The 24,721-nt window shown below is 34.2% G+C and carries 14 protein-coding genes, 1 tRNA gene and 1 pseudogene; 11 read left to right on the top strand and 5 right to left on the bottom strand.

Annotated features, from left to right (window positions below; all coding sequences use genetic code 11):
• Nucleotides 1–278: 278 nt before the first annotated feature.
• From miaA to ilvC, 5 genes are all read left to right on the top strand, one after another.
• Complete coding sequence (gene miaA, locus BBBE_RS04560; RefSeq protein ID WP_010701384.1) at nucleotides 279–1,154, top strand: tRNA (adenosine(37)-N6)-dimethylallyltransferase MiaA; 876 nt, start codon at nucleotides 279–281, stop codon at nucleotides 1,152–1,154.
• 249 nt (nucleotides 1,155–1,403) lie between these two features.
• Complete coding sequence (locus BBBE_RS04555) at nucleotides 1,404–3,203, top strand: acetolactate synthase 3 large subunit (RefSeq protein ID WP_010701383.1); 1,800 nt, start codon at nucleotides 1,404–1,406, stop codon at nucleotides 3,201–3,203.
• Nucleotides 3,204–3,727: 524 nt separating this feature from the next.
• On the top strand, nucleotides 3,728–4,849 hold the full coding sequence (locus BBBE_RS04550) for an ATP-dependent DNA helicase (RefSeq protein ID WP_010701382.1): 1,122 nt from the start codon (nucleotides 3,728–3,730) through the stop codon (nucleotides 4,847–4,849).
• A gap of 84 nt (nucleotides 4,850–4,933) precedes the next feature.
• Nucleotides 4,934–5,668 carry a pyridoxine 5'-phosphate synthase gene (locus BBBE_RS04545; protein WP_010701381.1) on the top strand — a complete coding sequence of 245 codons (735 nt, stop codon included), beginning with the start codon at nucleotides 4,934–4,936 and terminating at the stop codon, nucleotides 5,666–5,668.
• A gap of 705 nt (nucleotides 5,669–6,373) precedes the next feature.
• Entirely contained in the window at nucleotides 6,374–7,393 is a 1,020-nt protein-coding gene (gene ilvC / locus BBBE_RS04540) for a ketol-acid reductoisomerase (RefSeq protein WP_010701380.1), read from the top strand.
• An 85-nt stretch (nucleotides 7,394–7,478) separates the two neighbouring features.
• Here the strand turns inward: ilvC and BBBE_RS04535 are convergent, their stop codons facing one another.
• Both BBBE_RS04535 and BBBE_RS04530 read right to left on the bottom strand, forming a co-directional pair.
• Nucleotides 7,479–8,879, bottom strand: a complete 1,401-nt coding sequence (locus BBBE_RS04535; RefSeq protein ID WP_010701379.1) for an amino acid permease — start codon at nucleotides 8,877–8,879, stop codon at nucleotides 7,479–7,481.
• A 741-nt stretch (nucleotides 8,880–9,620) separates the two neighbouring features.
• A tRNA-Lys gene (locus BBBE_RS04530) sits at nucleotides 9,621–9,696 on the bottom strand.
• Between the two features lie 474 nt (nucleotides 9,697–10,170).
• Here BBBE_RS04530 and BBBE_RS04525 point away from each other — a divergent pair.
• The gene (locus BBBE_RS04525) at nucleotides 10,171–11,748 is read left to right on the top strand and encodes a TerC family protein (protein WP_010701378.1); all 1,578 of its coding nucleotides are present in this window, start codon (nucleotides 10,171–10,173) and stop codon (nucleotides 11,746–11,748) included.
• A 401-nt stretch (nucleotides 11,749–12,149) separates the two neighbouring features.
• On the opposite strand, the gene BBBE_RS04520 is transcribed toward BBBE_RS04525, so the two are convergent.
• The gene (locus BBBE_RS04520) at nucleotides 12,150–13,103 is read right to left on the bottom strand and encodes a lysylphosphatidylglycerol synthase transmembrane domain-containing protein (RefSeq protein WP_010701377.1); all 954 of its coding nucleotides are present in this window, start codon (nucleotides 13,101–13,103) and stop codon (nucleotides 12,150–12,152) included.
• An 834-nt stretch (nucleotides 13,104–13,937) separates the two neighbouring features.
• Nucleotides 13,938–16,439 carry a protein translocase subunit SecD gene (gene secD / locus BBBE_RS04515; RefSeq protein WP_010701376.1) on the bottom strand — a complete coding sequence of 834 codons (2,502 nt, stop codon included), beginning with the start codon at nucleotides 16,437–16,439 and terminating at the stop codon, nucleotides 13,938–13,940.
• Between the two features lie 596 nt (nucleotides 16,440–17,035).
• Between secD and BBBE_RS04510 the strand changes: the two are divergent.
• The 5 genes and pseudogenes from BBBE_RS04510 to BBBE_RS04490 all read left to right on the top strand — a co-directional run bounded on the left by BBBE_RS04510 (nucleotide 17,036) and on the right by BBBE_RS04490 (nucleotide 24,070).
• Nucleotides 17,036–19,407: pseudogene (locus tag BBBE_RS04510) on the top strand (mechanosensitive ion channel family protein).
• A complete protein-coding gene (locus BBBE_RS04505; protein WP_010701374.1) occupies nucleotides 19,401–19,673 on the top strand; it encodes a hypothetical protein in 273 nt (90 codons plus the stop codon). Before BBBE_RS04510 ends, BBBE_RS04505 begins: the two are co-directional and overlap by 7 nt.
• 747 nt (nucleotides 19,674–20,420) lie before the next feature.
• Nucleotides 20,421–21,572, top strand: a complete 1,152-nt coding sequence (locus BBBE_RS04500; protein WP_010701373.1) for a tyrosine-type recombinase/integrase — start codon at nucleotides 20,421–20,423, stop codon at nucleotides 21,570–21,572.
• A gap of 223 nt (nucleotides 21,573–21,795) precedes the next feature.
• Nucleotides 21,796–23,157, top strand: a complete 1,362-nt coding sequence (locus BBBE_RS04495) for a ParB/Srx family N-terminal domain-containing protein (RefSeq protein WP_010701372.1) — start codon at nucleotides 21,796–21,798, stop codon at nucleotides 23,155–23,157.
• Nucleotides 23,158–23,194: 37 nt separating this feature from the next.
• Entirely contained in the window at nucleotides 23,195–24,070 is an 876-nt protein-coding gene (locus BBBE_RS04490) for a DNA adenine methylase (RefSeq protein WP_010701371.1), read from the top strand.
• A 402-nt stretch (nucleotides 24,071–24,472) separates the two neighbouring features.
• On the opposite strand, the gene BBBE_RS04485 is transcribed toward BBBE_RS04490, so the two are convergent.
• A complete protein-coding gene (locus BBBE_RS04485) occupies nucleotides 24,473–24,688 on the bottom strand; it encodes a hypothetical protein (RefSeq protein ID WP_010700763.1) in 216 nt (71 codons plus the stop codon).
• Between the last annotated feature and the right edge of the window lie 33 nt (nucleotides 24,689–24,721).

The raw sequence follows: 24,721 nt of genomic DNA, 5'->3' as shown, positions 1-24,721 counted from the left end.
AAGTTCATATGTACAAGAAAAAGTTTTTATAGAGAATATTTTAATTTACCTATTAATCATAATACTTTAATCTGCTAAAGCTATCGTATTGTTTGTTTTTACCTTTTTAAAGAATAAATACCGTTAGCTTTTTTTCTTTATTTAAATGTATCAATGTTTCTTGTATTCACATTTTGAAAAATTCTATTTACAACATCATAGGCAAATACCGGATTTGATATTAGTGATGAGCAATCACAATTAAGTGATTGATTAATGCATGTAAAAGGCTTCCATTCATGATACAAAGAATGGTTACATTGATAGCTGGTCCAACGGCAAGCGGAAAGTCAGAACTTGCATTAAAAATAGCTCAAGAAAAAAATGCTATTATTATTAATACTGATTCGATGCAGATTTATGATGTGTTGAATATTTTGACAGCAAGACCGACAAAAGCTGATAGCATGATCGCTTCACACTATCTTTATGGTTATGTGAGTCCTGCTTTTAGTTATTCGGTAGGGCAATGGTTGAGCGATGTTGACAAACTTTTAAGTGCATTCCCACTAAAACCTCTTATTTTTGTCGGTGGAACAGGGCTTTATTTTCGTGCACTTTTAGAAGGGATTTCAGAAATCCCTTCTATTCCAGATGCTATACGAAAAAAATGGCGAATTCGACTTTGTAAAGAAGGAGCTAAAAGTCTTTATCATGAGTTGTTGCAGGTTGATGCTGTTCTTTGTGAAAAAATTGCTCCACAAGATGGACAACGAATTATTCGTGCTTTGGAAGTTTATGAATCAACAGGTAAAAGATTAAGTTGGTGGCAAAAGCAAAAAACGAAATCCTTAATTGCTCAAGATTGTTTAGAAAAAATTCTTCTTATTCCCCCGCGGCACTTACTTTATGAACGCATTAATGAGCGGTTTAACCATATGGTTGAAAGAGGAGTGTTAGAAGAAATAGTTGTTATGAAAAAACTCATGCTTTCTCCTTTACTGCCAGCGATGAAAGCTATAGGGGTACGTGAGCTTATGGCTTATTTAGATGGATATAAAAGTTTTAAAGATGCTATTGAGGAAGCAAAAATGCAAACTAGGAGATATGCAAAAAGGCAAATGACGTGGTTTAATAACCAATTTGATGACCAATGGAATCTTATTTATTCATAAAACAAAGGGTAGAGAAAAATATCAAAATTGTTTAAGGAGAAGAGAGTATTTTGAATGAAAAATTTTTCAAAAAGCAATTTTCAATTGACGAATAACATTAATGAAATTAAAACTTTTGCCTATAGAAGTGCTTTTATCGTGGTTGTATGTAAAGATAAGCAGTTCGATTTATTATATTTTCTCCTTATATGCTATGGGCTCCCCTTTGGAGCCTTTTTTGTTATGCTGTAGAATAGGCGAGTAGAAAAAATGACGGATCATCCAAGAACAAAAAAAAGAGCAGATGAGAAAATAATGTCGGGAGCTGAAATGGTCGTTCAGGCCCTCATTGATCAGGGAGTTAAACATATTTTTGGTTATCCTGGTGGAGCTGTTCTTCCTATTTTTGATGCAATTTATAGACAAAATTTATTTCAGCATATTTTGGTGCGTCATGAACAAGCGGCAGGTCATGCAGCGGAAGGTTATGCACGCAGTACTGGAAAAGTTGGCGTTATGCTTGTGACTTCTGGTCCGGGAGCAACCAATGCTGTAACTCCTTTGCAAGATGCATTGATGGATTCTATTCCTATTGTTTGTTTTTCTGGTCAGGTACCTACAACTTTGATTGGAACGAATGGTTTTCAAGAAGCAGATACAGTTAGTATTACGCGGCCTTGTACTAAACATAATTGCTTAGTTAGAGATGTGGATGATCTTGCACAAATTATTCATGAAGCATTTCATATTGCTCAATCGGGGCGTCCAGGGCCAGTTTTAGTTGATATTCCTAAAGATATTCAATGTGCTTCAGGTGTTTATAAGGCGCCTCAAGCTAAAATATCTATACATTGTCATTCTCGGCCAAAAGAGGACGCAAAAGCTATTGAGCGTGCCGTTTATCTTTTAGCAGAAGCTAAACGACCTGTTATTTATTCTGGTGGTGGCGTTATTTCATCAGGACTTGAAGCTGTAGGACTCTTGCGTGATTTAGTTCAACTGGGGGATTTTCCGATTACTTCAACATTAATGGGTCTTGGTGCTTATCCTGCTTCAGGAAAAAATTGGCTTGGAATGCTCGGGATGCACGGAACTTATGAAGCTAATATGACTATGCACCATTGTGATGTAATGTTAGCTCTTGGTGCACGGTTTGATGATCGTGTTACTGGGCGACTTGATGCATTTGCACCATATGCACGCATTATACATGTTGATATTGATCCTTCTTCTATCAATAAAATAGTTAAAGTAGACGTTCCTATTATTGGGGATGCTGCCTATGTTTTAAAAGATATAATACAATGTTTGCGTGCACTACAACCTGTATTTAATAAGAGAACTCGAGATGAGTGGTGGACACAAATTAATCAATGGCGTGCACGTAATTCATTAATATACGTCGAAAAAAAAGATGTTATTATGCCACAATATGCTCTTGAACGGCTTCATGCCCTTACCAAAGATGTCAATACTTATATTACAACTGATGTTGGTCAACATCAAATGTGGGCTGCACAATATTGCCGTTTTGATAAACCAAATCGTTGGATGACGTCTGGTGGTCTTGGAACAATGGGGTATGGTTTTCCTTCTGCTATTGGTGTTCAGATTGCACATCCTGATGCGCTTGTTATATGTGTTTCTGGTGATGCTTCAATTCAGATGAATATTCAAGAGCTTGCAACAGCAGTTCAGCATAATACACCTGTAAAGGTTTTTATTTTGAACAATCAGTATATGGGTATGGTCCGCCAGTGGCAGCAATTGTTACACGGTAATCGTCTTTCTAATTCTTATATGGAATCGATGCCTGATTTTGTTAAATTAGCGCAAGCTTATGGAGCAGTTGGTATTTGTTGCTCAAAACCAGATGAGCTTGATGATAAAATTCAGCAAATGATTGATTGCGATAAGCCGGTTTTATTTGATTGCCGTGTTGATAATTTAGAAAATTGTCTCCCTATGATCCCGTCTGGGTGTGCACATAATGATATGCTGTTGCCTGATGAGGCCAGTGATGAAGTAGTTTCTAATGCTGTTCCTGTTACAGGACAATTATTTGTGTAAGGAGTTTGAAATCTATTATACTCAATTGAGAATTTATTTTAGCTTATTTCACTATTCCTAATCATGATTTAATAGGAATTGGCATATCGGTTTTGAGTTGATGATGAGTCAGGTATTTAAAATATATCATTGAGTTATTTTTAGAATATAAAAATTGTTGCCGTTTATACTATGTGTTGATTTGGTTATTTGTTGGTCAATAGGAGTATTTTTCTTCAGCAAGAATAAGTTTTAAGTAAAAGAGGTAATAGGCGGTGGGTAGGTACAGGCTTTGTAAAGTGGTGAAAATATTTTGTGCAAAAGTTGTTAGTATGACGATAGACTATTTTAATTTTTTAAATTATTAGAAGGCTATCTAACATTAATCAATTTGGTAATATTCTACGTTGTTGAAATATACCAAATGGGTGACTCCAAAAATGAGCTGAGGTTTTAGGAACACTATAGGAATAGGCTTATCTTTGATAATAGTTTTTATTTTCAAAATGCTTGCTCTTTTTGTGCGAATCTTGTCTTGATAAACTATGCAGTTTTCATCAGAACAAGATAATGCGCTGAAGGCTGTAGCCGCATGGTTGAAAGACGGGAACTCTCCTGTTTTTCGCCTTTTTGGCTATGCAGGAACGGGAAAAACGACACTTGCTCGCTATTTTGCAGAAACAATAGATGGTTCTGTTCAGTTTGCTGCGTTTACAGGTAAAGCAGCGCAAGTTTTGCGTTCTAAAGGGGCGAGTAATGCTCGTACTATTCACTCATTGATTTATTGTCCTCGTGGTGAGCAAGAAATTTCAGATGAGGTAACAGGTAAAACATCTATAACACCAACATTTTCATTAAACCGACAAAGTCCAATCGCGCAAGCTAAGCTCGTTGTTGTCGATGAATGTTCGATGGTAGATGAACAATTAGCACGCGATTTGATGAGCTTTCGCACTCCAATTCTTGTCCTTGGTGATCCAGGTCAGTTGCCTCCCATATCGGGAGGTGGTTTTTTTTCTGGTGGTACACCAGATTTTCTTTTATCAGAAATTCATCGACAAGCGTATGATAATCCAATTATTCGCTTAGCTATGGATGTACGTGAGGGGCGTGATATTGCTTATGGTGATTATGGGCTGGCGCGTGTTGTTAAGCGTAAAGAGCTTGATCAACAGTTAGTATTAGATGCTGATCAACTTTTGGTAGGGATGAATCGAACGCGCTATCTTTATAATAAACGTTTGCGTGAATTAAAGGGATTTATAGAGCAATATCCGCAGATTGGAGACAGGCTTGTGTGTTTGCGCAATGATTCAACAAAAGGTTTGTTAAATGGCTCTTTGTGGACAGTTATGACTTCAAAGAAGGAACTTGTTAAGCCAAGTATTCATCTTCTTGTTAATTCGGAAGAAAGCGAATGGGGAGTTGTAAAAATTAAACTTCTCAAAGCAATTTTTGAAAATCCTGAAGGTGAAATTTCATGGCAAATAAAAAAGAGATACGACGACTTTGATTATGGGTATGCATTGACTGTTCATAAAGCTCAAGGATCTCAATGGGATAATGTGGTTTTATTTGATGAAAGTTTTGCATTTCGTGATATGACTGCATGTTGGCTTTATACAGGGATTACGCGCGCAGCAAAACAGTTAACAATTGTTCGATAAAATAAGAAATAATTTTTATTGCTTGATCTTATAGGGGATTATATTTTTCTTTATCTTTAAAATTTAATAGAAATGGAAGCGTGCATGGCAGTAAAACTTTCAGTTAATCTCAATGCTGTTGCTGTTTTGCGTAATCGCCGTCATCTGCCATGGCCGAGTGTTACAGATATTGGGTATAAAGCACTTACAGCTGGTGCAGTAGGGTTAACTGTTCATCCACGACCGGATGAAAGACACATTTGTTTTTCCGATTTGCCAGATATACGTTTTTTAATTAACAATAATTTTCCCACTGCTGAATTTAATATTGAAGGCTATCCAAGTGATATGTTTTTAGATATAGCAGAAAAATATGCTGATCAAATTACACTTGTGCCTGATGATCCAGATCAGTCGACATCTGATCATGGTTGGGATTTTTCTAATGATGCGGAATTTTTAACACCTATTGTACAACGCTTAAAAGAAAAAAAAATTCGTGTATCATTGTTTGCTAATCCAGTTGTAGATGACCTTGACATTGTTAAAACGATTGGTGCCGATCGTGTAGAATTTTATACTGGAGCTTATGGTGGAGCATTTAAAGATAAGAAGAAACAGGAGCAGGAGTTAGATAAACTTGTATTAGCGGCTAAAAAAGCTAGAGAGTTGCAATTAGGTGTCAATGCAGGACATGATCTGACAGTTTTTAATCTTTCTGCTCTTGTTGACCGAATACCTTGGCTTGATGAGGTTTCCATTGGCCATGGGCTGATCGCTGATGCATTAGAATATGGAATACATGAGACTGTTCAGCGATTCACCCGTTTGTTAGTATAAATTTTTACTTATATTTACTTTATTTATGTGGAGTGAAATTTTCTGTAAATTAGAAAAGTTATTTATTTTTATGACTTATTCAAAATCATAGTCATTGAAAAATCTCGATTGGTATTATTTCCCTTTAATAATTCTATTTCAAGTAGTGAATTGAATGTTTGATTTCAGTTTGAAATAGACTTTTAATAAGTGCGGAATCAAAATGTTACAATGTGCCAAATGTACCAATTTATGGTAGAGGAAAATATTTTATTGTATAGCCAGTGTTTTTGTAATTGTTATCAGGTGTTTGACATGATATTTTACTATTTAATCTGAAAATAAAGATAAGAATAAGATTTTAAAAATTATTTTTATTAACTAAGTGGAACTATACAAATGGTTATCAATTATTTTAGAGCAGTTGTATTTTATCATAGGGTAGATGAGATTGGTTTTAATGCCAAATATGACTAGGCTATTATGTTTATTATGATGTTTTGCTATTTATTTTGAAATCTGAGTATATTTTAAAAAAGTTCTCCAGATTTAAAGCTTTGTTGTTTGCAATATACGAATTTAAAAATTATTCAATTACTGTCCTATTATGAGTGAAAGTTTAGCCTTTGTAAGGTGCAAAATACGTAGAGTATTTTTTACTGGTTGTTTATGTGAGTGAAAGAAATTTAAGCTTCAGTTTAAATATAGATATAAAGGAATATTTTTATGCGTGTTTATTATGATTGTGATGCCAACGTTAATTTAATTAAAGAAAAAAAAGTAGCAATTATCGGTTATGGTTCACAAGGGCGTGCACACGCGTTAAATCTAAAGGATTCTGGTATTCAAAATATACAAATTGCTTTACGCCCAGGATCGGAAACAGCTAAAAAAGCTAAAACTGATGGTTTTAAAGTTGTTGATGTTTCTGAAGCAGCACGATGGGCCGATCTTATTATGATGGCAACACCTGATGAATTGCAGGCTGATATTTATAAAGAGCATGTTCATGATTATTTACGTGATGGAGCAACGATTGCTTTTGCCCATGGCTTGAATATTCATTTTGGCTTGATTGAGGTTAAAAAAACTATTGATGTTGTTATGGTTGCTCCCAAAGGTCCAGGTCATACAGTGCGTAGCGAATATCAACGCGGTGGGGGTGTTCCTTGCTTAATTGCGATTGCACAGGATGCTTCGGGTAATGCGCATGGTGTGGCGTTGTCTTATGCTTGCGGTATTGGTGGTGGACGTACCGGTGTGATTGAAACAACTTTTAGAGAAGAATGTGAAACAGATCTTTTTGGCGAACAAGCTGTTCTTTGTGGTGGGCTTGTTGAGCTTATTCGTGCAGGTTTTGAAACATTGACAGAGGCAGGTTATGCGCCTGAAATGGCTTATTTTGAGTGTTTGCATGAGGTTAAATTGATTGTTGATCTCATTTATGAAGGCGGTATTGCGAACATGAATTATTCAATTTCCAATACAGCTGAGTGGGGGGAATATATGTCTGGTCCACGCGTGATCACGGATAAAACTAAAGTAGAGATGAAACGTATTTTAAAAGATATTCAAACAGGTAAATTTACATCAGATTGGATGCAAGAATATAAAGCTGGTGCGGCCCGTTTTAAAAGTATTCGACGTTTAAATGATGCACATCCTATTGAAGAGGTTGGTAAAAAGCTGCGCGCTATGATGCCTTGGATTAGCTCTAATGCTTTGGTTGATAAGAAGCGTAACTGAGTTTTGTTGGGTTATATGTAAAAAGATAAATATAAACTGGGTAGCAAAAAATTCTTTTTTGCGATGTCCTTTTTACGCATAAACTTTATTTTTTGTGTCTGATAAAATTCTTCTTTCCAAATATAAAGTACATAAAGCTTAAGAAAACAAACCAAAATGATGTGTATTTTAAAGCTGCTAAGGTATCGGATTCTAACGTCAATAAGAAAATAATAAAAGCAAAGAAAGCTAGAGTGATCCAGCACATAAAAACGCCTCCTGGCATTTTATAGGTGGATGTAGCATGTTGCGTAGGATAATTGCGACGGTAAGTAATATAACTGATTAAAATCACGGACCATACAAATATAAATAAAATTGCTGAAATGGTTGTAACGATTGTGAAAGCACCTATAGCTGTTGGAGATAATGATGAAAAAGTGTAGCCTAATAAAATGCATAGGCAAGAGAAGACTAATGCATTAGCTGGGACGTGGTTGTTGGAAAGTTTTCCTAAAAGAGCAGGAGCTCCCTGTTTAGTGGCAAGGCCATATATCATACGGCTAGTAGAAAAAATACCGCTATTTGCGGAAGATGCTGCTGATGTGAGAACAACAAAATTGACTATACCAGCAGAGATTGGAATACCAGCAAGTAAAAACATTTCTACAAATGGACTTTTATCTGGAACAACTTGATTCCAAGGTATGACCGACATAATCACAACAAGAGAGAAGATGTAAAAGAGTACAATACGAATAGGTATTGAGTTGATTGCTTTTGGTAATATTTTTTCAGGTTCTTTAACTTCAGCTGCGGTTGTTCCTGCCAGTTCAATACCAGTAAAAGAAAAAATAGCAATTTGAAATCCAGCAAAAAATCCAGTAATCCCCCGAGGGAAAATATTTCCATCATTCCATACGTTACCAAGAGAGGAAACAGTGCCATTTGGGGAGGTAAAACCGATAGAGATCATATAAAATCCAACAATAATTAACACCAGAATTGCTATGATTTTGATAAGACCAAACCAAAATTCAAGTTCACCAAATAACTTTACTGCTACAAGGTTAAACATTAAGAAGAAAATGATACAAATAGGAACGGGAATCCATGGATTGAGTGTAGGCCACCAAAATTGTGCATAACTGATAATAGCAATAATATCTGCAACTCCGGTTACAATCCAACATAACCAATAAGTCCACCCTATAAAAAAACCAATAGTTGGTCCCAGTAACTCAGATGAAAAGTCCATAAAGGATCGATATTGTGTATTGGAAAGTAACAATTCTCCCATAGCTCGCATTACAAAATAGAGAATGCAACCAATAATAGCGTAAACTAGTATAATTGAAGGACCTGCAACGCTGATTGTTTTTCCTGATCCCATAAAGAGACCTGTTCCGATAGCACCACCAATAGCAATAAGTTGCACATGACGATTATCTAGTCCACGTTGTAGTTCCTTTTGATAATCTTCATCTAAATTTGGTTTATAATCCATTTTTAGGAGATCCCCTTTATTATTTAAGACTAAGTTACGCTAACGAAAAGACAATTTCTCATATGGAAGCATGATACAAGTGAGTCGTAAAGTAGAAAGATATTTTTAATGACTTTGAAGATCAAATGGCTCATAGAGAAAAAAAGTGAATATAAGATTGGTAAGGCTGCATTATTTTGTTCAAATGGAATAATAGAAGTTAAACTATGAACTTTAAGCTATCATTCTTAATAAGTTAATTGGCAATTGTAATATGACAAATTACCAATTAGTTTTGTAAAGTAAACTGATAACTGGTAGATAGCGTGAAAATTTATTATTCAAGTGATAGCTATAATTATATTCTCTACACAAAGGAAATTTAATTATAACTATTTTACTTGCTATATTTTTATGAGTAAAGTTTATTGGCAAAATGAATATATGCTGAAATGAGTTATGATCAGCAAACCTTAATAAGAATTAATATAGTCTATTTAAACATTCATAAATATGTTTTCATTATTAGTTTATTTTTATTGAGAAGGTTATTGTATTCGTAGTTTTGTCATAATATCCAGTTTGCTTTATTATTTAAATATGATGAATCTTATAATGCATTTTTGCTATAAAAATTATAAGAGAACAAGCATAATGAATATTGAAAGTTGTTGGTTAAAATAGGGAAGAATTTCGATTTTTAATAGAAATAAATATCGTGATATTATCACCAGATTTGATGATAAATTCATATAGAACAACTGGTGGGTGATGAGGGAATCGAACCCACGACCCGCTGATTAAGAGTCAGCTGCTCTACCGACTGAGCTAATCACCCACTCTTCTTTAAAAGAAGAGAATGAGCGGTTCTATAACGTTCCTAGAGGAGGATGTCTAGATGGTTTTATTGTTTTTTGCGTAAGATGATAAAGTCTATATAGCTAAACAGGTAAGGTATATAAGTTTTATAGAGTATTTCCTCTTGATCTTGTACAAAAATATCCATTATAAGAGGTTTTACTAATAAATGTTTTAATTATCTATGTAGGACGATAGCTAAAGGATTGTCGAGCGTAATGCCCGAGCAAAATTCAGAAGAATTTTCTTATAATATTAAGCGGTGTAAGCTTTTCTTTCATTCTATGAATCTTATCAACAACCATATGAGTTTAAGTAATGCCTTGTAGCTTCCTGCTTTTGGGTGCTTATTTGCATTCAATGCTATCGATCAATTGTGCAAATGAAAGCTTATGAATTTGTTTCATCAACGATGCGCGTTTAAGTTTTTTATAACCTTTTCAAAGGATGAACTATGATGGAATGGATCATTGATCTCCATGTATGGTTTGGTTTGGTTACGTTAATTTTTCTCGAAATTGTTTTGGGAATAGATAACCTCGTTTTCATTGCAATCTTAGCAGAAAAATTGCCATTACATTTGCGTAATCGTGCGCGTTTGGTAGGTTTAACTTTAGCATTAATTATGCGGCTTTGCCTTCTCATGGTCATTGGCTGGGTAATAAGCCTTGATAAAGTAATTTTTTCTATCGCATCCTTTGGTTTTAGCTGGCATAGCCTCATTTTAATTAGTGGTGGAGCTTTTTTGTTAGCAAAAGGAACGCTGGAGTTACATGAAAGGTTGGAGGGGGCAGCACATGAAAGGAAAACTAGCGTTATTTATGCTGTTTTTTGGCAAGTGATTGTCCAAATTGTTGTACTTGATGCAGTGTTTTCTCTTGATAGTATTATTACTGCAACAGGTATGATCGCCAGAGATCAGGCAGTGGTTATGTACATAGCGGTTGTCGTTGCAATGGGTGTGATGATGTGGGGATCTGGCACCATTGTACGCTTAATTAGTCGTTATCCTACTGTTGTCATTCTTTGTCTTGGTTTTTTGATGATGATTGGCTTTACTCTCATTGTTGAAGGATTGGGCTTTCATATTCCAAAAGGTTATTTATATGCAGCTATAGGTTTTTCGGTTCTCATTGAAGTTTTGAATCAAATTGGGCGTCATAATCGTGAAAAGATGATTACAACAAATGATTTGCGTGAGCGGACAGCCGATGCTGTGTTAAGGCTTTTAGGAGGCGGAAAAAAAGACGGTAATCTTAGTGAGACTGTAGATGTCATTGCTGAACAAGCAGCTACTTCTGAGCTTTTTCGACCGGAAGAAAAAGAAATGATACGCGGTGTTCTAGATTTAGCTGATCGCCCTGTGCGCTCTATTATGTCGCCCCGTAATGAGATTGAATGGTTGGACTTGAATGGTGATGAAAATGAGATGCGTGAGGAATTGCAAAAAGTTAAACATAGTCGTTTAATTCTTGCACGCGAAAAAGTAGATGAATTTGTTGGAGTTGCTTTAACTAAGGATCTGATTTTAAATTGGGCTGAAGATAAAAAGATTAATTGGCAAAGAGCTATGCGCGAACCACTTGTTGTTCACGAAAATACAAGTGTTTTACGATTGATGGAACAATTACGCCATTCTTCGATCCAGCTTGCGATTATTGTTGATGAGCATGGATCTTTTGAAGGTATTGCAACACCGACAGATATTCTTGAGGCGATTGCTGGTGATTTTCCTGATGATGATGAAGAACCTGTTGTAGTAGAACGACTTGAAGGTGGAAGTTTTCTTGTTGAGGGGTGTGTGGACATTCGTCATTTGAGTGGTTATCTTGAGCGTGATTTTGTTGATGAGGCAGATCGTTATACTACGCTTGCAGGATTTATGCTTTGGCATTTTGGTCATTTACCAAATGAGGGTGAAAGTTTTGAAACTGAAGGTTTGTGTTTTAAAGTGATTGAAATGGATCGTCGAAATATTTCTAAAGTACTCATTTCTCCACTTAATTTTATAGAAAATGAAGTGATGATTTAGGAAAACGAAGGGATAGCCAAGTTTTCTCTTATTATCAATAGTCAAGAAATAGAGAGATAATTTATTGTTTATACTAATACTATGGCTTTAATAAGTTCTTAAATGAAAATTGACGAATATATAAAATTGTAAAAAAGCTTTTACCTTAAAAAGACAGTATTCATTCTGTGATTTTTTGCATATTTATGTAAAAAATGAGATCTGTCAGTACATTGTACAAAATATTATTTTTAAATTGAAATTTGTACCTGTAACCGTAAAAAATACACTTTTATTTTAGTGTGTTGTTATGTTGTGCATCTATAAAATTGAGTAAATATATTGGTTTCAGTGTTAGTTAAATTTAGTATAATTCTTGTTTTGTTTTTAAGCACAAAAAAAGTAAAGTGGGGTTAGCTTTTTTATTCAGGCGAAATATGCTGCATTCGTTTCCGATATTGGTGAATCTCAAAAATTGCTACAAAGAACAGTGAAATGATAAGTGGTATAATCAAATAGAACATTCTAAATACAATAAGTGCTGCAATAACGTTAGTAGGATCTATTTGAGGCATACCTGCCATGAATAAAGCTTCAAGTACACCTACTCCTCCTGCGGGGGCATTGGAAAGCAGGGTAATGGTAAAAGATGCAAGGAAAACGCCGAGCACAGAAATAAAACAAATATCAGCATTATGAGGCAGTACAGCATATATAATTCCCGCCGCTCCTAAAAGTTCTAATGGGCTAATTAGAAGCTGTTGGATGACAATTTTAAGCTGAGGATAAGAAAGTTGAATTTTTTTGCTTATGTGTAAAGGCTTTAACTGAAACCAGCTGCCGAAAGTGTATAACGCTATAAAGGCAAGTAAAATTACGCCAATTATTGTACCGAGCCATACGGGAAGATCTTCGTAAATAAGTGTAATAATTTCAGGCTGCAGAATTAAAACGACGCCGAAGAGCAGAATTGTTCCAATTGCAAAAGTAAAGGAACAAAAGCCAACTAATATTGCGACTTCTGTTCCACTTAGTCCTTTCATTTTATAAGCACGATAGCGAACAACAGCACCAGAAAAAACTGAAGCGCCGATATTATGTGAAAGTGCATAAGTGGTAAATGAACAAATAGCGATGAATACCCAAGAAATTTTACGACCAAGATGTTGTAAGGCAATTCGGTCATATCCAGCAAGAGCTGCGTAAGCGACAAGTGAGCAAAAAAAGGCCAGTAACCACTGATGCATCTTTAAATCGACTAAACGATCCAGGACATCAACAAGAAAAATAGTTGATAGCTTTATATAAAGAATGCGGATCGATATCAGCATTGTTAGGATGCCGATAAATGGCCATATAAATTTTTTTAATTTCACACTTCTTTATCCATTTGTGGGTTTTTATTCATAGTTTTTATAAATTTAATTTTATGACTTTACTCATCTCGATTGCAAAATTGCTATCTCGCTACATTTTCCATAATATATATCAAGTGCTTTTTGTCATTATCATTACAATGGCTACACATCAATTAGTAAAATAGGCTGTTTTTGTTTTAAGTAGTGCATAAGCTTTAAGGTTGAGTATATTGGTTATGCACTATTCTACTTCGATAGTAAAATAACATCTTTGATTGTCTTTTTAGAATTGGTTGCATCAATAATTTTTTGCTTTATGGTATTTGCTGCTAATCGTTTTGATTTTATCTGCTATTATTTTATTGACAAAATACATTAATTTTCCACTACAATTACAAGTTTATCTTTTTTATTAAGGAAAAACGCAACGTATTTGCAAATATAACTGTAAGCACTCATCACAACGTGATTGATTTTTAAAAATAGTAAATACAAATTTTAGATTAGAATTTCCATTAATATTGAGAATTATTTGCATATTTAATAATGAAAAAAGCAATAATAAATTTGCTTAGCATGATCATTAATCATGTCTCTAAAAGCGGTAGAAAGTTGACAAGATTCTCTTTACTAAAATAAATAATATGCTTGCAGAGATAAAAAAGAAAATACAAAAGACATTTGCGCAATGATAAGGATTCTTGCGTAGTGCAATGACTGTTAAGAGGGGTAGACTAATAATGCCCTAAATCTTAAATCAACCATTGTGTGAAAATAAAAAGAGAAAAATGATACGCCATATAAATTGATGCACCATTTTGTTTTAGTTTGTTATTTATAGAATTGTATGATTTATACGTTCTCTTTTATTTTGCTTATACCCAAATTACTTAACAATAATAAAATAGGTGCTGCAATAAAGATAGAAGATAATGTCGCAATAATAATTCCAAAGACCATAGGCAATGCAAAATTATAAACAGCACTTCCACCCCACAATGCCATAGGCAGCATAGCTAATATTGTAGTGGTTGATGTGAAGATACAGCGTGTAAAAACTTGGTTAATTGAGAGGTCAATCAATTGATACATCGGCATTTTTTTATAAAGACGCATATTTTCACGCATTCGATCATAGACAACTACTTTATCGTTAATCGAATAACCAACAATCGTTAAAAGAGCGGCAATAGCGGTTAAATTAAAATCAAATTGAAATAAAGCAAAAAGACCAATCATTTTTGTGATGTCAAGAATAAGTGTAACAATTGCTCCAACTGCAAAAAACCATTCAAAACGCCACCAAATATAGAGCGACATAGCAATTGCTGCTAGGATAACAGCAATAACACTAGCTGTGACAAATTCCTCTGAAATTTTAGGGCCAACAATTTCTATTTGATCAAATATAGCATCTGGGTAGATATTCTGTATGGCTTCCTTAACCTTATCCATAGCAATGGTTTGTTGTATTTCATCACCGTTTTGTTTCTGGATACGAATTAAAACTGTACGTTCATTGTCAATATTTTGCAATTTTACTTCACCAATATTAAGAGTGGAAAGCGTTGAGCGCAAAGTGGCCAAATTTGCTGGCACCTTTGTTGTTATACTCATTTGGCTGCCCCCAATAAAATCAATACCGAAATTTAAACCAGGTTTAAAGAACAGAAAAATTGAAGAAAGTGATAAAATAATTGAAATACCAATACCTATAAAACGGGCTTTCATAAAGTGGAAAGTTGTATTGTGTAAGGTAAAGTCAAAAAAGGGTTGAATACGCAATGTCTTTATTTTCCATTTACGAACAACCCACACCATGATGATACGTACCATAGTGATATCAGTGAACATAGAGATAATAATTCCAAGCAACATTGTAATTGCAAAACCGCGAACAGGACCGTTACCAAACCAAAAGAGTAAAATGGTTGCAATAATCGCAGTAACATTGGCATCAACAATGGTTGCAAAAGCTTGTTTAAATCCACGATCTAAGGCGGCAAAAGCACTGACACCTTTTCGGCTTTCTTCTTTAATACGTTCATTAATCAAAATATTAGCATCAACAGCAATGCCAATACCCAAAATAATACCAGCAATACCTGGTAGGGTGAGTGTAGCACCGAGAAGACTTAACGCTGCAAGAGTTAAAATAGTATGCAATGCTAAAGCTATATCAGTGATAATGCCCCAAATACCGTATAGAAGGAACATGAAAATGGCTACAAGAATAAAGCCTATAATTCCTGTATAAAGTCCCATTTTAATAGCGTCTGCACCAAGATCAGGTCCGACGGTTCTTTCTTCAATAACAATTAATGGTGCGGGCAAAGAGCCAGCTCGGAGTAGAGCAGCAAGGGTTGATGCTTCTTTTATATCAAAGTTTCCTGTAATTTGACCTTGTCCATTGGGGATAACGCCATTAATGACAGGAGCGGTTAAGACTTTGTTATCAAGAACAATTGCAAAGGGGCGATTGATGTTTTTGCGTGTTATTTCCGCAAATATTTTAGAGCCAATTGAATTCATGGTGAATGAAATAATAGCACGTCCTGGCATTTGTGGGTCGAAACCTGCACGTGCATCTTTTAATACATTTCCATCCAAAGCAATTTGATCATAAATTGCATAATGTTGATTTTCATCAGTATATCCAGGAAGAATTGAAACACCTATAGGTGGGGTGTTTACATCTACATTGGAAGGAACAAGGTGGAAGGTCATTTTTGCGGTTGTTCCTAGAAGATCACGTAATTGTTTCGGATCTTGAAGACCAGGCAATTGAACCATAATACGATTAGTTCCCACTTTTTGGATAGCAGGTTCTGCTACACCTATCTGATCAATACGGCGGCGAATGATTTCTAAGCTTTGTTCGACAGTGTTTTTAATACGATCCTTAATACCAGATTCAGTTAATGTTACACGGATATTCTCATTTTCAGTGTTAATAGCAATATCATTGGTTGTAGTACCAAAGCTATTTTGTATCGGCATGACCAATGTTTCTAAAGCAGTGACGGCTTTTTGATTTTGTGTAGGATCGGAGACAACAATAATAATGTCATCTTCGATGATACGAATATTTGATGTACGAATTTTTTGTTCACGCAATTTTGTGCGTACATTATCTAAAATTGTGCGTAACTGGTCACGCTTTAATGTTTTTACGTCAACTTCGAGTAAGAGAGAAGATCCTCCCTGGAGATCAAGTCCAAGCGTCACATGGGTATTAGGCAAGAATTTAGAATCTTTAATTTGTTCTTGGGAAAACAAATTAGGTAATGCAACGTAAATGCCGCTTAAAAGGATAAGACAATAAAGAATAATTAGCCAGCCAGGTGTACGCATGATATATTCCAACTAATAGACACTGTAAGAATTATTAAAGTTAAGCGCGTAAAGTAAAATTAAAATGATAGTTTTGCAGCTCAAGCAATGGAAGGAGCATATTAATTTAAAAAGTATTATTTTTGAAGACTATAACACCTTATACGAGAAATAATTATAGGATATAAAGATATATTCAATGCCTGTTTTGGAAAGTTGCAACAGGTAAATCATAATGAGTATAAGCTATTATACATTTTTGTTTGTAATCGTCGTGAAATTAATTGATTATAGTTATTTTTATATGAAGAATATTAATTACTGATTATATTATCAGTATGTCGTGCTTTGATCAAGTACGCGCGCATTTCTAAGCTACTATCAGCTACATACTCAAGTTGAATAAAAAAACAAATTGTAAAAAAGAGAAAATTTTTTGCAATATAAAAGAAAAAACATGCTAAAATATTTTTTATCTTATTGATTTTGGCCTATTAGCCTCCTTTATTAGCATAGATGAGGAAAAGCTTTTGGGATTATTTTAGTAAGAGTTGGAAATATTATCTTATGCCATATTTAAAAAGAAATTACTCTTTTTACTTATTTTTAGGGCGGATATGTATTCATTTTTTAAAAAAAATTATACGTTTTTTTCTCGATCATTACGATTAGTGTTTTATTTAGTGCTTTTTCATGGGGAAATTTAGCATCTTCAACTGCAGTAAATGGACAATCAATAACTTCACAATTGGTTGAAGAAATTGTTCACCAACAACAGCCAATTCTTGAGACTCTGAAACAAGACATTGAATCTTTACAAAAAAACTTTGAAAGCGAATCAGAAGATGAGCACGTTTTAAAAGAATGGCGGTTGCAGGCACAAGATATCAGTAAGCGTGCTTTAGAAGCAGCATTTGTTTTACGTGCTCCTCTTAATAATATTAATATACTTCTTAGTCAGTTGGCTGAGTTACAAGATGATCAAACAAACTTAGAAAGTCAGAGTAAGGAGCACTCTAGTCTGGTAGAGCAAAAGGCTAAAATTAATAGTATAGTATGTCAGTTTGAAGAGATATTTTTGACTGCAAATAAGATGACGGAACGCGCTATTTCTCAATCTCGAGCACTGTTTACACGCGCGCTTACATACAAATTTGAATTTTCAATATCAATGCTTGAAGATATTATTACAAAAACCAAAGAAGCTTCATTTGATTTTATTTCGTTGTTTAATTCTTGGTGGAAATTTGTATATTATTTCAAGTCATTACAATTATTTTCTGCCTTTTTTATCCCACTTGTTATTGTTTTAGGCCTTTCTTATCTTTCGCACAGAAGTATTGCGCACGTAAGACGTCGCGTTATCAAAGGCAATGACGAAGTTCCTTATTTACAGCGTTTATTGGTTGCTTTTATTTCAATTCTTTTACCTTCATTTGTATGTGTTCTTTGCATTTATTTGACGTTTTTCCTATTGAATTATTTTAGTTTAACTTTGGGAAAGCTTACAGAAGTATTTCATACAATTGGGCATCAAATTATTATGGTTTTTTTGATAAATCGTATAGCAGTTGCTCTTTTATCACCCAAAATGGCACCTATCCGCCTTTTGAATATTGCACCATCGGCAGCATATCAATTAATAGTTTTGCTTACTCTGTTAGGTGGAGTTTTAGCGCTTGATGCTATTTTTGATAGTATTTATTGGGTGGTTTCAGCATCTCTTTCTTTGACAATTGCTAAAAGCTTTATTGCTGTTTTTCTCGTAGGAGTTTTGCTGTTTATTATTTCATTTATACCTTTGCAGTTTAGACGTGGGCGTTTTCAAAAAGAGATAAAACCGCTACCTTGGCCACTTTATATACGTATTCCTCTCTTAGCATTGGGATTGTTTCTTATTGTGATGGATTTTTTAGGTTATATTGGTTTGGTGCGTTTCGTTGTGCAACTAATTGTTGTCAGTAGTGCATTTTTGATTTTGATGTACTTGGGAATACAAAGTACACGTGCTATCGCATCTAAAGGGAAATTTATCAAAACACGAATTGGTCACACCTTGATGAAATGGTTTCATTTCGAGGAGACAACAATGGATCAATTGGGGATTGTTGTTAGTATTCTTCTTAATTTAATCGTGTTTGTATTTTGTGCGGTACCAATTATTGGACAGTTTGGGGTTTCGTATTCTGAGATAGGGACAGTGTTTTGGCAATTAATGACTGGTTTTCAAATTGGAAATATATCTATTTCTTTGATTTCCATTGTCATGGGAATAGTTGTTTTTTTTGTTTGTTTGTTCCTTATTCGTCTATTTATTGGTTGGTTAGACAACACAGTAATGGAGCGTGGAGAACTCGATCTGGGTGTACGTAATTCTATTAAAACAGTCATAAGCTATGGGGGTATTGCTTTGTCGGTTTTATTAGGAGTATCAACAGCAGGCTTTAATCTTAGTAGTTTGGCGCTTGTTGCTGGGGGACTTTCGCTTGGTATTGGTTTTGGTTTGCAAAATATTGTCCAAAATTTTGTATCTGGGCTTATTATTTTAATCGGGCGGCCATTTAAATTAGGTGATTATGTAGAATCAGGATCAGTTCGTGGTATTGTCAAACGTATTAGTGTGCGTGCAACTGAACTCGAAACATTTCAGCGTCAGACAATCATTATTCCTAACTCAAATCTCATTAATAACAACGTAAATAATTGGACCCGTCGTAGTAAAATGGGACGAATTGATATACCTTTGACTGTTTCAACTAATGTTGATCCAGAATACGTCGTTAAAATGTTGCTAGAAATCGCTTCTGCGACAGAAGGGGTTTTGAAAAACCCTGCACCGCAGGTGAATTTTACTGGATTTGATAAACAAAACTTTTCATTTACCTTGGCTATTTATGTACCTAATATTACCTCTACTTCTAAGGTAAATAATGCTCTTCGCTTTATGCTTTATAAACGTTTTTTTGAAGAAGGGATTTTGGAGTGTTAAAATATTTTTATATTTTTATTACAGTGATGCTGTTAAGTGTTTTTTCTATGAAAGTTTTTGCAGCAACTGTAAAAAATAATGATTTAACGGTACAGTTGCTTATTATTGCTGAAGGAAGTACACGTTCGAATATTTCGCTAAATACTGACCAGGTGATTACAGTTTGTACGAAGGGCTGTTTTATTACTTTTTCCAATAAGGATAATTTTGCAATAAAAGCAAACGATACCATAGAGATAGATGAAGGTAGGGTAGTTTTTAAGTAGTAAATAGTTTACGATTCTTTTGTTATAGGTGCTTATTGGAAGAGTTTTCTAATAAAGCTTTCTGATCTATTTAGTTATGAAGTTGCTGATATATTTGTGAAAATTTTGATACTTCTTTATAAAAGGATTTATCAATGTTTAAAAAAGATCAAAGAGAAAATAAGAAAAGACTGATACGCATTTATTATGCTCAATTTAGATGTGTGAAATCAGTTACTTAAAAAATCTATACAGATCTTAAAATTTCATTAAATACGAAAAAATGTTCAAATTGTAGAACTTGAAATTACCTTTTTAAGTTTTGGGTGTATTATACTTGCTGCATGGTGGCAGTTTTAGCTGTTTAGCGGAGCATTATTAGTAAATTACCCAAGAGGGTAAAACTAAAAGATGTTTTCATAGGACTCTTAATTTACAATTTTAGTAATTACTGTGCCGCATTGATAATGCTATAGTTCTTTACATAAGATAATTTAAAAAGCGATTTTTTATCATTTTCAATAAGACTGAAATAAGAAAAGATTTTATATAATGGTGCGGACGGCGGGCGAAGCATGTTTTAGCAAGTAGAATCCAATTGTATAAAATAGTGCCAAGACGTGTTGCTATATATAGCTTTTTATGATTCAGTAAGAAAATTAATTATTAAATAAAAAATCTGATATCAAAAATTCAAGGTGGTCTAAAAGGTGGACCGACAAAGGTGGACGGGTAACGTGTAAAAAGGTGGACGAGAAGGGGAATTAAGTGAGAGCAATTCATAGGTTATCAGCATCGTTTGTAAAGGTCTCTCCTCAGGGTAAGTATTGTGATGGAGGAGGTTTATGGTTGAATGTTCGAAAAGACAATACACGCTCTTGGTTTTTTCGTTATACATACCGCAATAAACGCCGTGAAATGGGGCTTGGTTCTGTTACCAAAATTTCTTTAAAAGAAGCACGCGAGCTTGTTAAACATTATAGCGATATTCTTAAAAGTGGCAATGATCCTATTGTATTTAGAGAACAAAGCATTTTAAAACAGCAAAGTAATGTTTTTCAAGAAATTGCTCAAGCGGCTTTTGAAAGTAAAAAAGCTGAGTTAAAAAATGAAGGTAAAAACGGTCGTTGGTTTTCTCCCCTAGAATTACACGTCATTCCACATATAGGTAATCTTCCTATAGAAAAATTAACAGCCAATGTCATTCGCAATGTTCTTGCTCCACTTTGGCATAAAAAAGGAGATACAGCACAAAAAGCCCTTAACCGTATCAATATTTGCTTAAAATATGCTGCTGCTCTTGGTTTAGATGTTGATTTACAAGCTTGTATGAAAGCGCGAGCCCTTTTAGGAAAGTCACGTGCTATATCAACCAATATTCCTGCTATGCCATGGCGAGAAGTTCCTGCTTTTTATCAAAACTTAAAGGATGATCTTCTTTCAAATTTGGCACTGAAATTACTGATTTTGACTGGGGTACGGTCATATCCCTTGCGATATTTGCGCCTTGAGCAAATTGATAAAAATATATGGACGATACCAAAAGAAAATATGAAGGGTATTGTAGGAAAAGTTTCAGACTTTCGTGTGCCATTAAGTGGTGAAGCTTTAAGAGTGATTGAAAAATCTCTCCCCTTTGAAAAAAATGGTTTTCTATTTTCCGGTCTTAAAGGCACTCCGATTTCTGATGTAAGTATGTCAAAGTATATGGCCTCTTGTGGTTTAAAGTATCGTCCTCATGGTTTTCGCTCAAGTTTGCGAGACTGGATAGCAGAAACAACGTCAACACCATTTGAGATTGCAGAAACTGTCCTTGCTCACTCAGTTGGCAGTTCAGTAACAAAAGCTTACATGCGAACAGATTTTTTAGAACAACGACATGCTCTCTTAGAACAGTGGGCTGCATTTATGTCAAAATAGTTTGACGAGATTCCAAATGATGAGTCTTTTTCTTCATTTAAAAGGAGAAGAAACAGTTAAGTAATGTTTACACAACATCGCTCTCCTTTAAGTCAAAGAGTTTCAAAGAAAGCTTTCAAAAGTGTTATTTATATATAATAAATGGATTTTACAATAATATAGGATGTTTATTAATTTATCATGTTAGTTTTATGATTCGATATTTGTGCTTTCTGGAGGGGTAATGGTAAAAACCGCAAAAGTTTCTTTGAAAAAACTTGAATTTGATCCAGAAAATCCTAGAATTCCTAGATTCTCAAATGAAAAAGATGCTATAAATTTTCTCTGCAATAAAGAACAAATTTTGGAATTAGCCGAAGATATTGCCGAAAACGGGATATCTCCATGTGAAAAATTTATAGTATTGCAAGATAGAGAAAAGTATATTGTTGTAGAAGGTAACCGTCGGCTAATTGCACTCAAATTTCTTGATAATCCGAATTTAGCTCCAGAACGCCTTTCCAAAAAATTTAGTAAGTATAGTGCAAGCCGTAAAGTTCTAATAAGCTCTGTAGAATGCGTGATTGTTTCTAATAGAAAAGAGGCTAATCACTGGATAGAGACAAAACATTCAGGTCAAAACAAAGGAAAAGGCGTGAAGCCATGGGATGCTATACAAAAAGCACGTTATTTCCCATTAAATGTGAATAGATTTGCGTATCTATTATTTAATCGTCTGCTGGAGGATGTTTCACAAGACTATAATATTAGCACTGTGACGCGTTTTATTTCTAAGCCAATTTTTTTTAAACATACTGGAATTTATTATGACAAGGAGGAAGATAAGCTTGTCTTTCTATCCCCATATGAAGAAAATTCTGCGCTTGATAATTTTCTGAAACAATTTGTACGAGATATACTTGAAAGGGAATTAGATTCCCGTTCTTATAATAATAAAGAAAGTATTGAACAATATTTTGAAGAATTATTTGAAAAATTCAAGCTGATTGAGGTTTATTCAAAAAATGATATTAGAAAAAGCAAGAATAAAAAAGAAACAAAGCATTCTGAAAAACAATGTGACCTATTTATAAATGACACGAATAAAGCTGAAAAATATGAAAAACAAAAATTATCTTGCTATGATGAAGAAATTGCAAGTCAATTGAATAAATTAGGTTATATAAAACCTATTAGTATATATTATTCAGTGAAAAAATTAAATGCTGACATGGATACACCTCTTTTGTATATAGCATTTAGTTGTTTATTCGAAGGACTTACGCGCTCATTAGAGCGCTCAGATAGAGAATCTTTCGACTTTTTTTTAAAGAAGCATCCGTTATTAACAGCCACCTTTAGCAATAAATCGTATATACAAGATAATACAAAAGATATTTTAAAGACTCTAACAAAGATTAGAGAAGAAGCCAATGCAGCTAAACATGCTTGCTTTGCAGCACCTTTAAGTTACACACAAATTATCAGTGATATGCAAACGTTAAAGCCATTGTTAATGCAATTAATCGCTGAAGTATATGAGAAAGAAAAAAAGAGAAACAAGAAAATGGTTCAATCACTACTGGCCAATACAAACAAAACATGATAACGTGATTTTGACTAATAGTGTAGGGGTTAGAGAGATGGCTTTTAGTTATTCTCCATTAAGGTATCCGGGCGGCAAGACTGCACTCTATGGAAAAATCAAAGAAATCTTTGAGACAAATGAATTAAATGGGTGTTCTTATCGTGAGCCTTTTGCTGGTGGCGGCGGATTGGCTCTAAAACTTCTTTTAAATGACGATGTGAAAGATATTTACATTAACGATATTGACCCGTTCATTTGGAGTTTTTGGCATTGTGTTTTGTACAAAACAGAAGAATTAATAGAAAAGATTAACACGACGACTATTAACTTAGAAGAATGGTACAAACAAAAGGAAATTTCTCCTGAAAAAGCAGATGTGCTTGCCGTAGGATTTGCTGCCCTCTTTTTGAATCGAACAAACAGATCAGGAATTATTAAAAATGCTGGTCCCATTGGAGGAAAAGAGCAAACTGGAAATTACAAAATAGACTGTAGATTCAATAAAGAAAATTTAATTGGCAGAATTAGAAATATAAGCGCAAAAAAAGATAGGATATATTTAACACAGCTAGATGCACAGGAGTTTTTACTACGTTATGGAAGTACAGATAAAGATAAAAACATTTTCCTTTATATAGATCCTCCATATTTTAAAAAGGGTAAAGGGCTGTATACTTCATTTTATAAAACTAAAGATCATCATTATTTAGAAAATATCATTTCTGAACATGTAAATGCTCTTTGGTTAATTACTTATGACAACGTAGAAGAAGTTAAATTCTTGTATGATCAATATCCTAAAATAGAATTTGATATACGCTATTCTCTACAAAATAAGAGACAAGCTCAAGAACTGATGATTTTCTCACCCAAAATCAAAATTCCACAATCACTAGAACAGAATATACCATCACTTTGCAACGCGGCTTAACTGTTTTCATAAGCAAATCCGAATCCTCAAAATTTTTTACAAGTTTGGTTATTTTAAAGGAGGGACGTGGTGGTTCTAATTTTTTGAGAACCACTATTTCAAATGTGAGAAAATATTATCATTGCATCTATCAAACGTACAAAATCAATCATCAATAAAAAGATCATAACTATTTACTTGAAAAATAAGACATCATTTTTACGCTTTGGTAGGTAATGGTCATTTCTTTTGTTTCTGTAAGTACAGTATGTTGTTCATTTTGTCCTGCTAACATGTTTCCACCCACATAGCTGTTTTCCGTGCTGATTATGTTTTAAAATATCTCGTGCTAAGTTTGAACTGATAGCGTTGTAATCTTTTTGATCTAAATAGATTGGCATCCACCCGAGACAAGAAGAATTTTCATTTATCGCGCACCCAGTTAGAGAGATCAGAGTGCACATCATCATCATGTTTCTTGTTAATCTCATTTTCTATTTCCAGTCTTGTTGTCGTTGCCTTTAAAGGATCCTCTGTTTGTTTGTGTTGTTCAACTTTCTTTCCAATCTGACAAACATTCGCGAAAATTTCTAAAAGAGCAGCAGATGCATCAAGTATAATCTCAAGATATTTTTTCATCCGCAGATCTCCTGTGCACTTTACAATAGCTTT

The organism is Bartonella bovis 91-4 (genome assembly GCF_000384965.1).
Lineage (GTDB): Bacteria > Pseudomonadota > Alphaproteobacteria > Rhizobiales > Rhizobiaceae > Bartonella > Bartonella bovis.
This window is presented reverse-complemented; position numbering and strand designations above follow the sequence as displayed.

Excerpts from the sequence above, each read along its gene's own strand:
- miaA (WP_010701384.1), top strand. The coding sequence starts at position 279 with ATGATACAAAGAATGGTTACATTGATAGCTGGTCCAACGGCAAGCGGA.
- BBBE_RS04555 (WP_010701383.1), top strand. The coding sequence starts at position 1,404 with ATGACGGATCATCCAAGAACAAAAAAAAGAGCAGATGAGAAAATAATG.
- BBBE_RS04550 (WP_010701382.1), top strand. The coding sequence starts at position 3,728 with ATGCAGTTTTCATCAGAACAAGATAATGCGCTGAAGGCTGTAGCCGCA.
- BBBE_RS04545 (WP_010701381.1), top strand. The coding sequence starts at position 4,934 with ATGGCAGTAAAACTTTCAGTTAATCTCAATGCTGTTGCTGTTTTGCGT.
- ilvC (WP_010701380.1), top strand. The coding sequence starts at position 6,374 with ATGCGTGTTTATTATGATTGTGATGCCAACGTTAATTTAATTAAAGAA.
- BBBE_RS04535 (WP_010701379.1), bottom strand. The coding sequence starts at position 8,879 with ATGGATTATAAACCAAATTTAGATGAAGATTATCAAAAGGAACTACAA.
- BBBE_RS04525 (WP_010701378.1), top strand. The coding sequence starts at position 10,171 with ATGATGGAATGGATCATTGATCTCCATGTATGGTTTGGTTTGGTTACG.
- secD (WP_010701376.1), bottom strand. The coding sequence starts at position 16,439 with ATGCGTACACCTGGCTGGCTAATTATTCTTTATTGTCTTATCCTTTTA.
- BBBE_RS04495 (WP_010701372.1), top strand. The coding sequence starts at position 21,796 with ATGGTAAAAACCGCAAAAGTTTCTTTGAAAAAACTTGAATTTGATCCA.
- BBBE_RS04490 (WP_010701371.1), top strand. The coding sequence starts at position 23,195 with ATGGCTTTTAGTTATTCTCCATTAAGGTATCCGGGCGGCAAGACTGCA.
- BBBE_RS04485 (WP_010700763.1), bottom strand. The coding sequence starts at position 24,688 with ATGAAAAAATATCTTGAGATTATACTTGATGCATCTGCTGCTCTTTTA.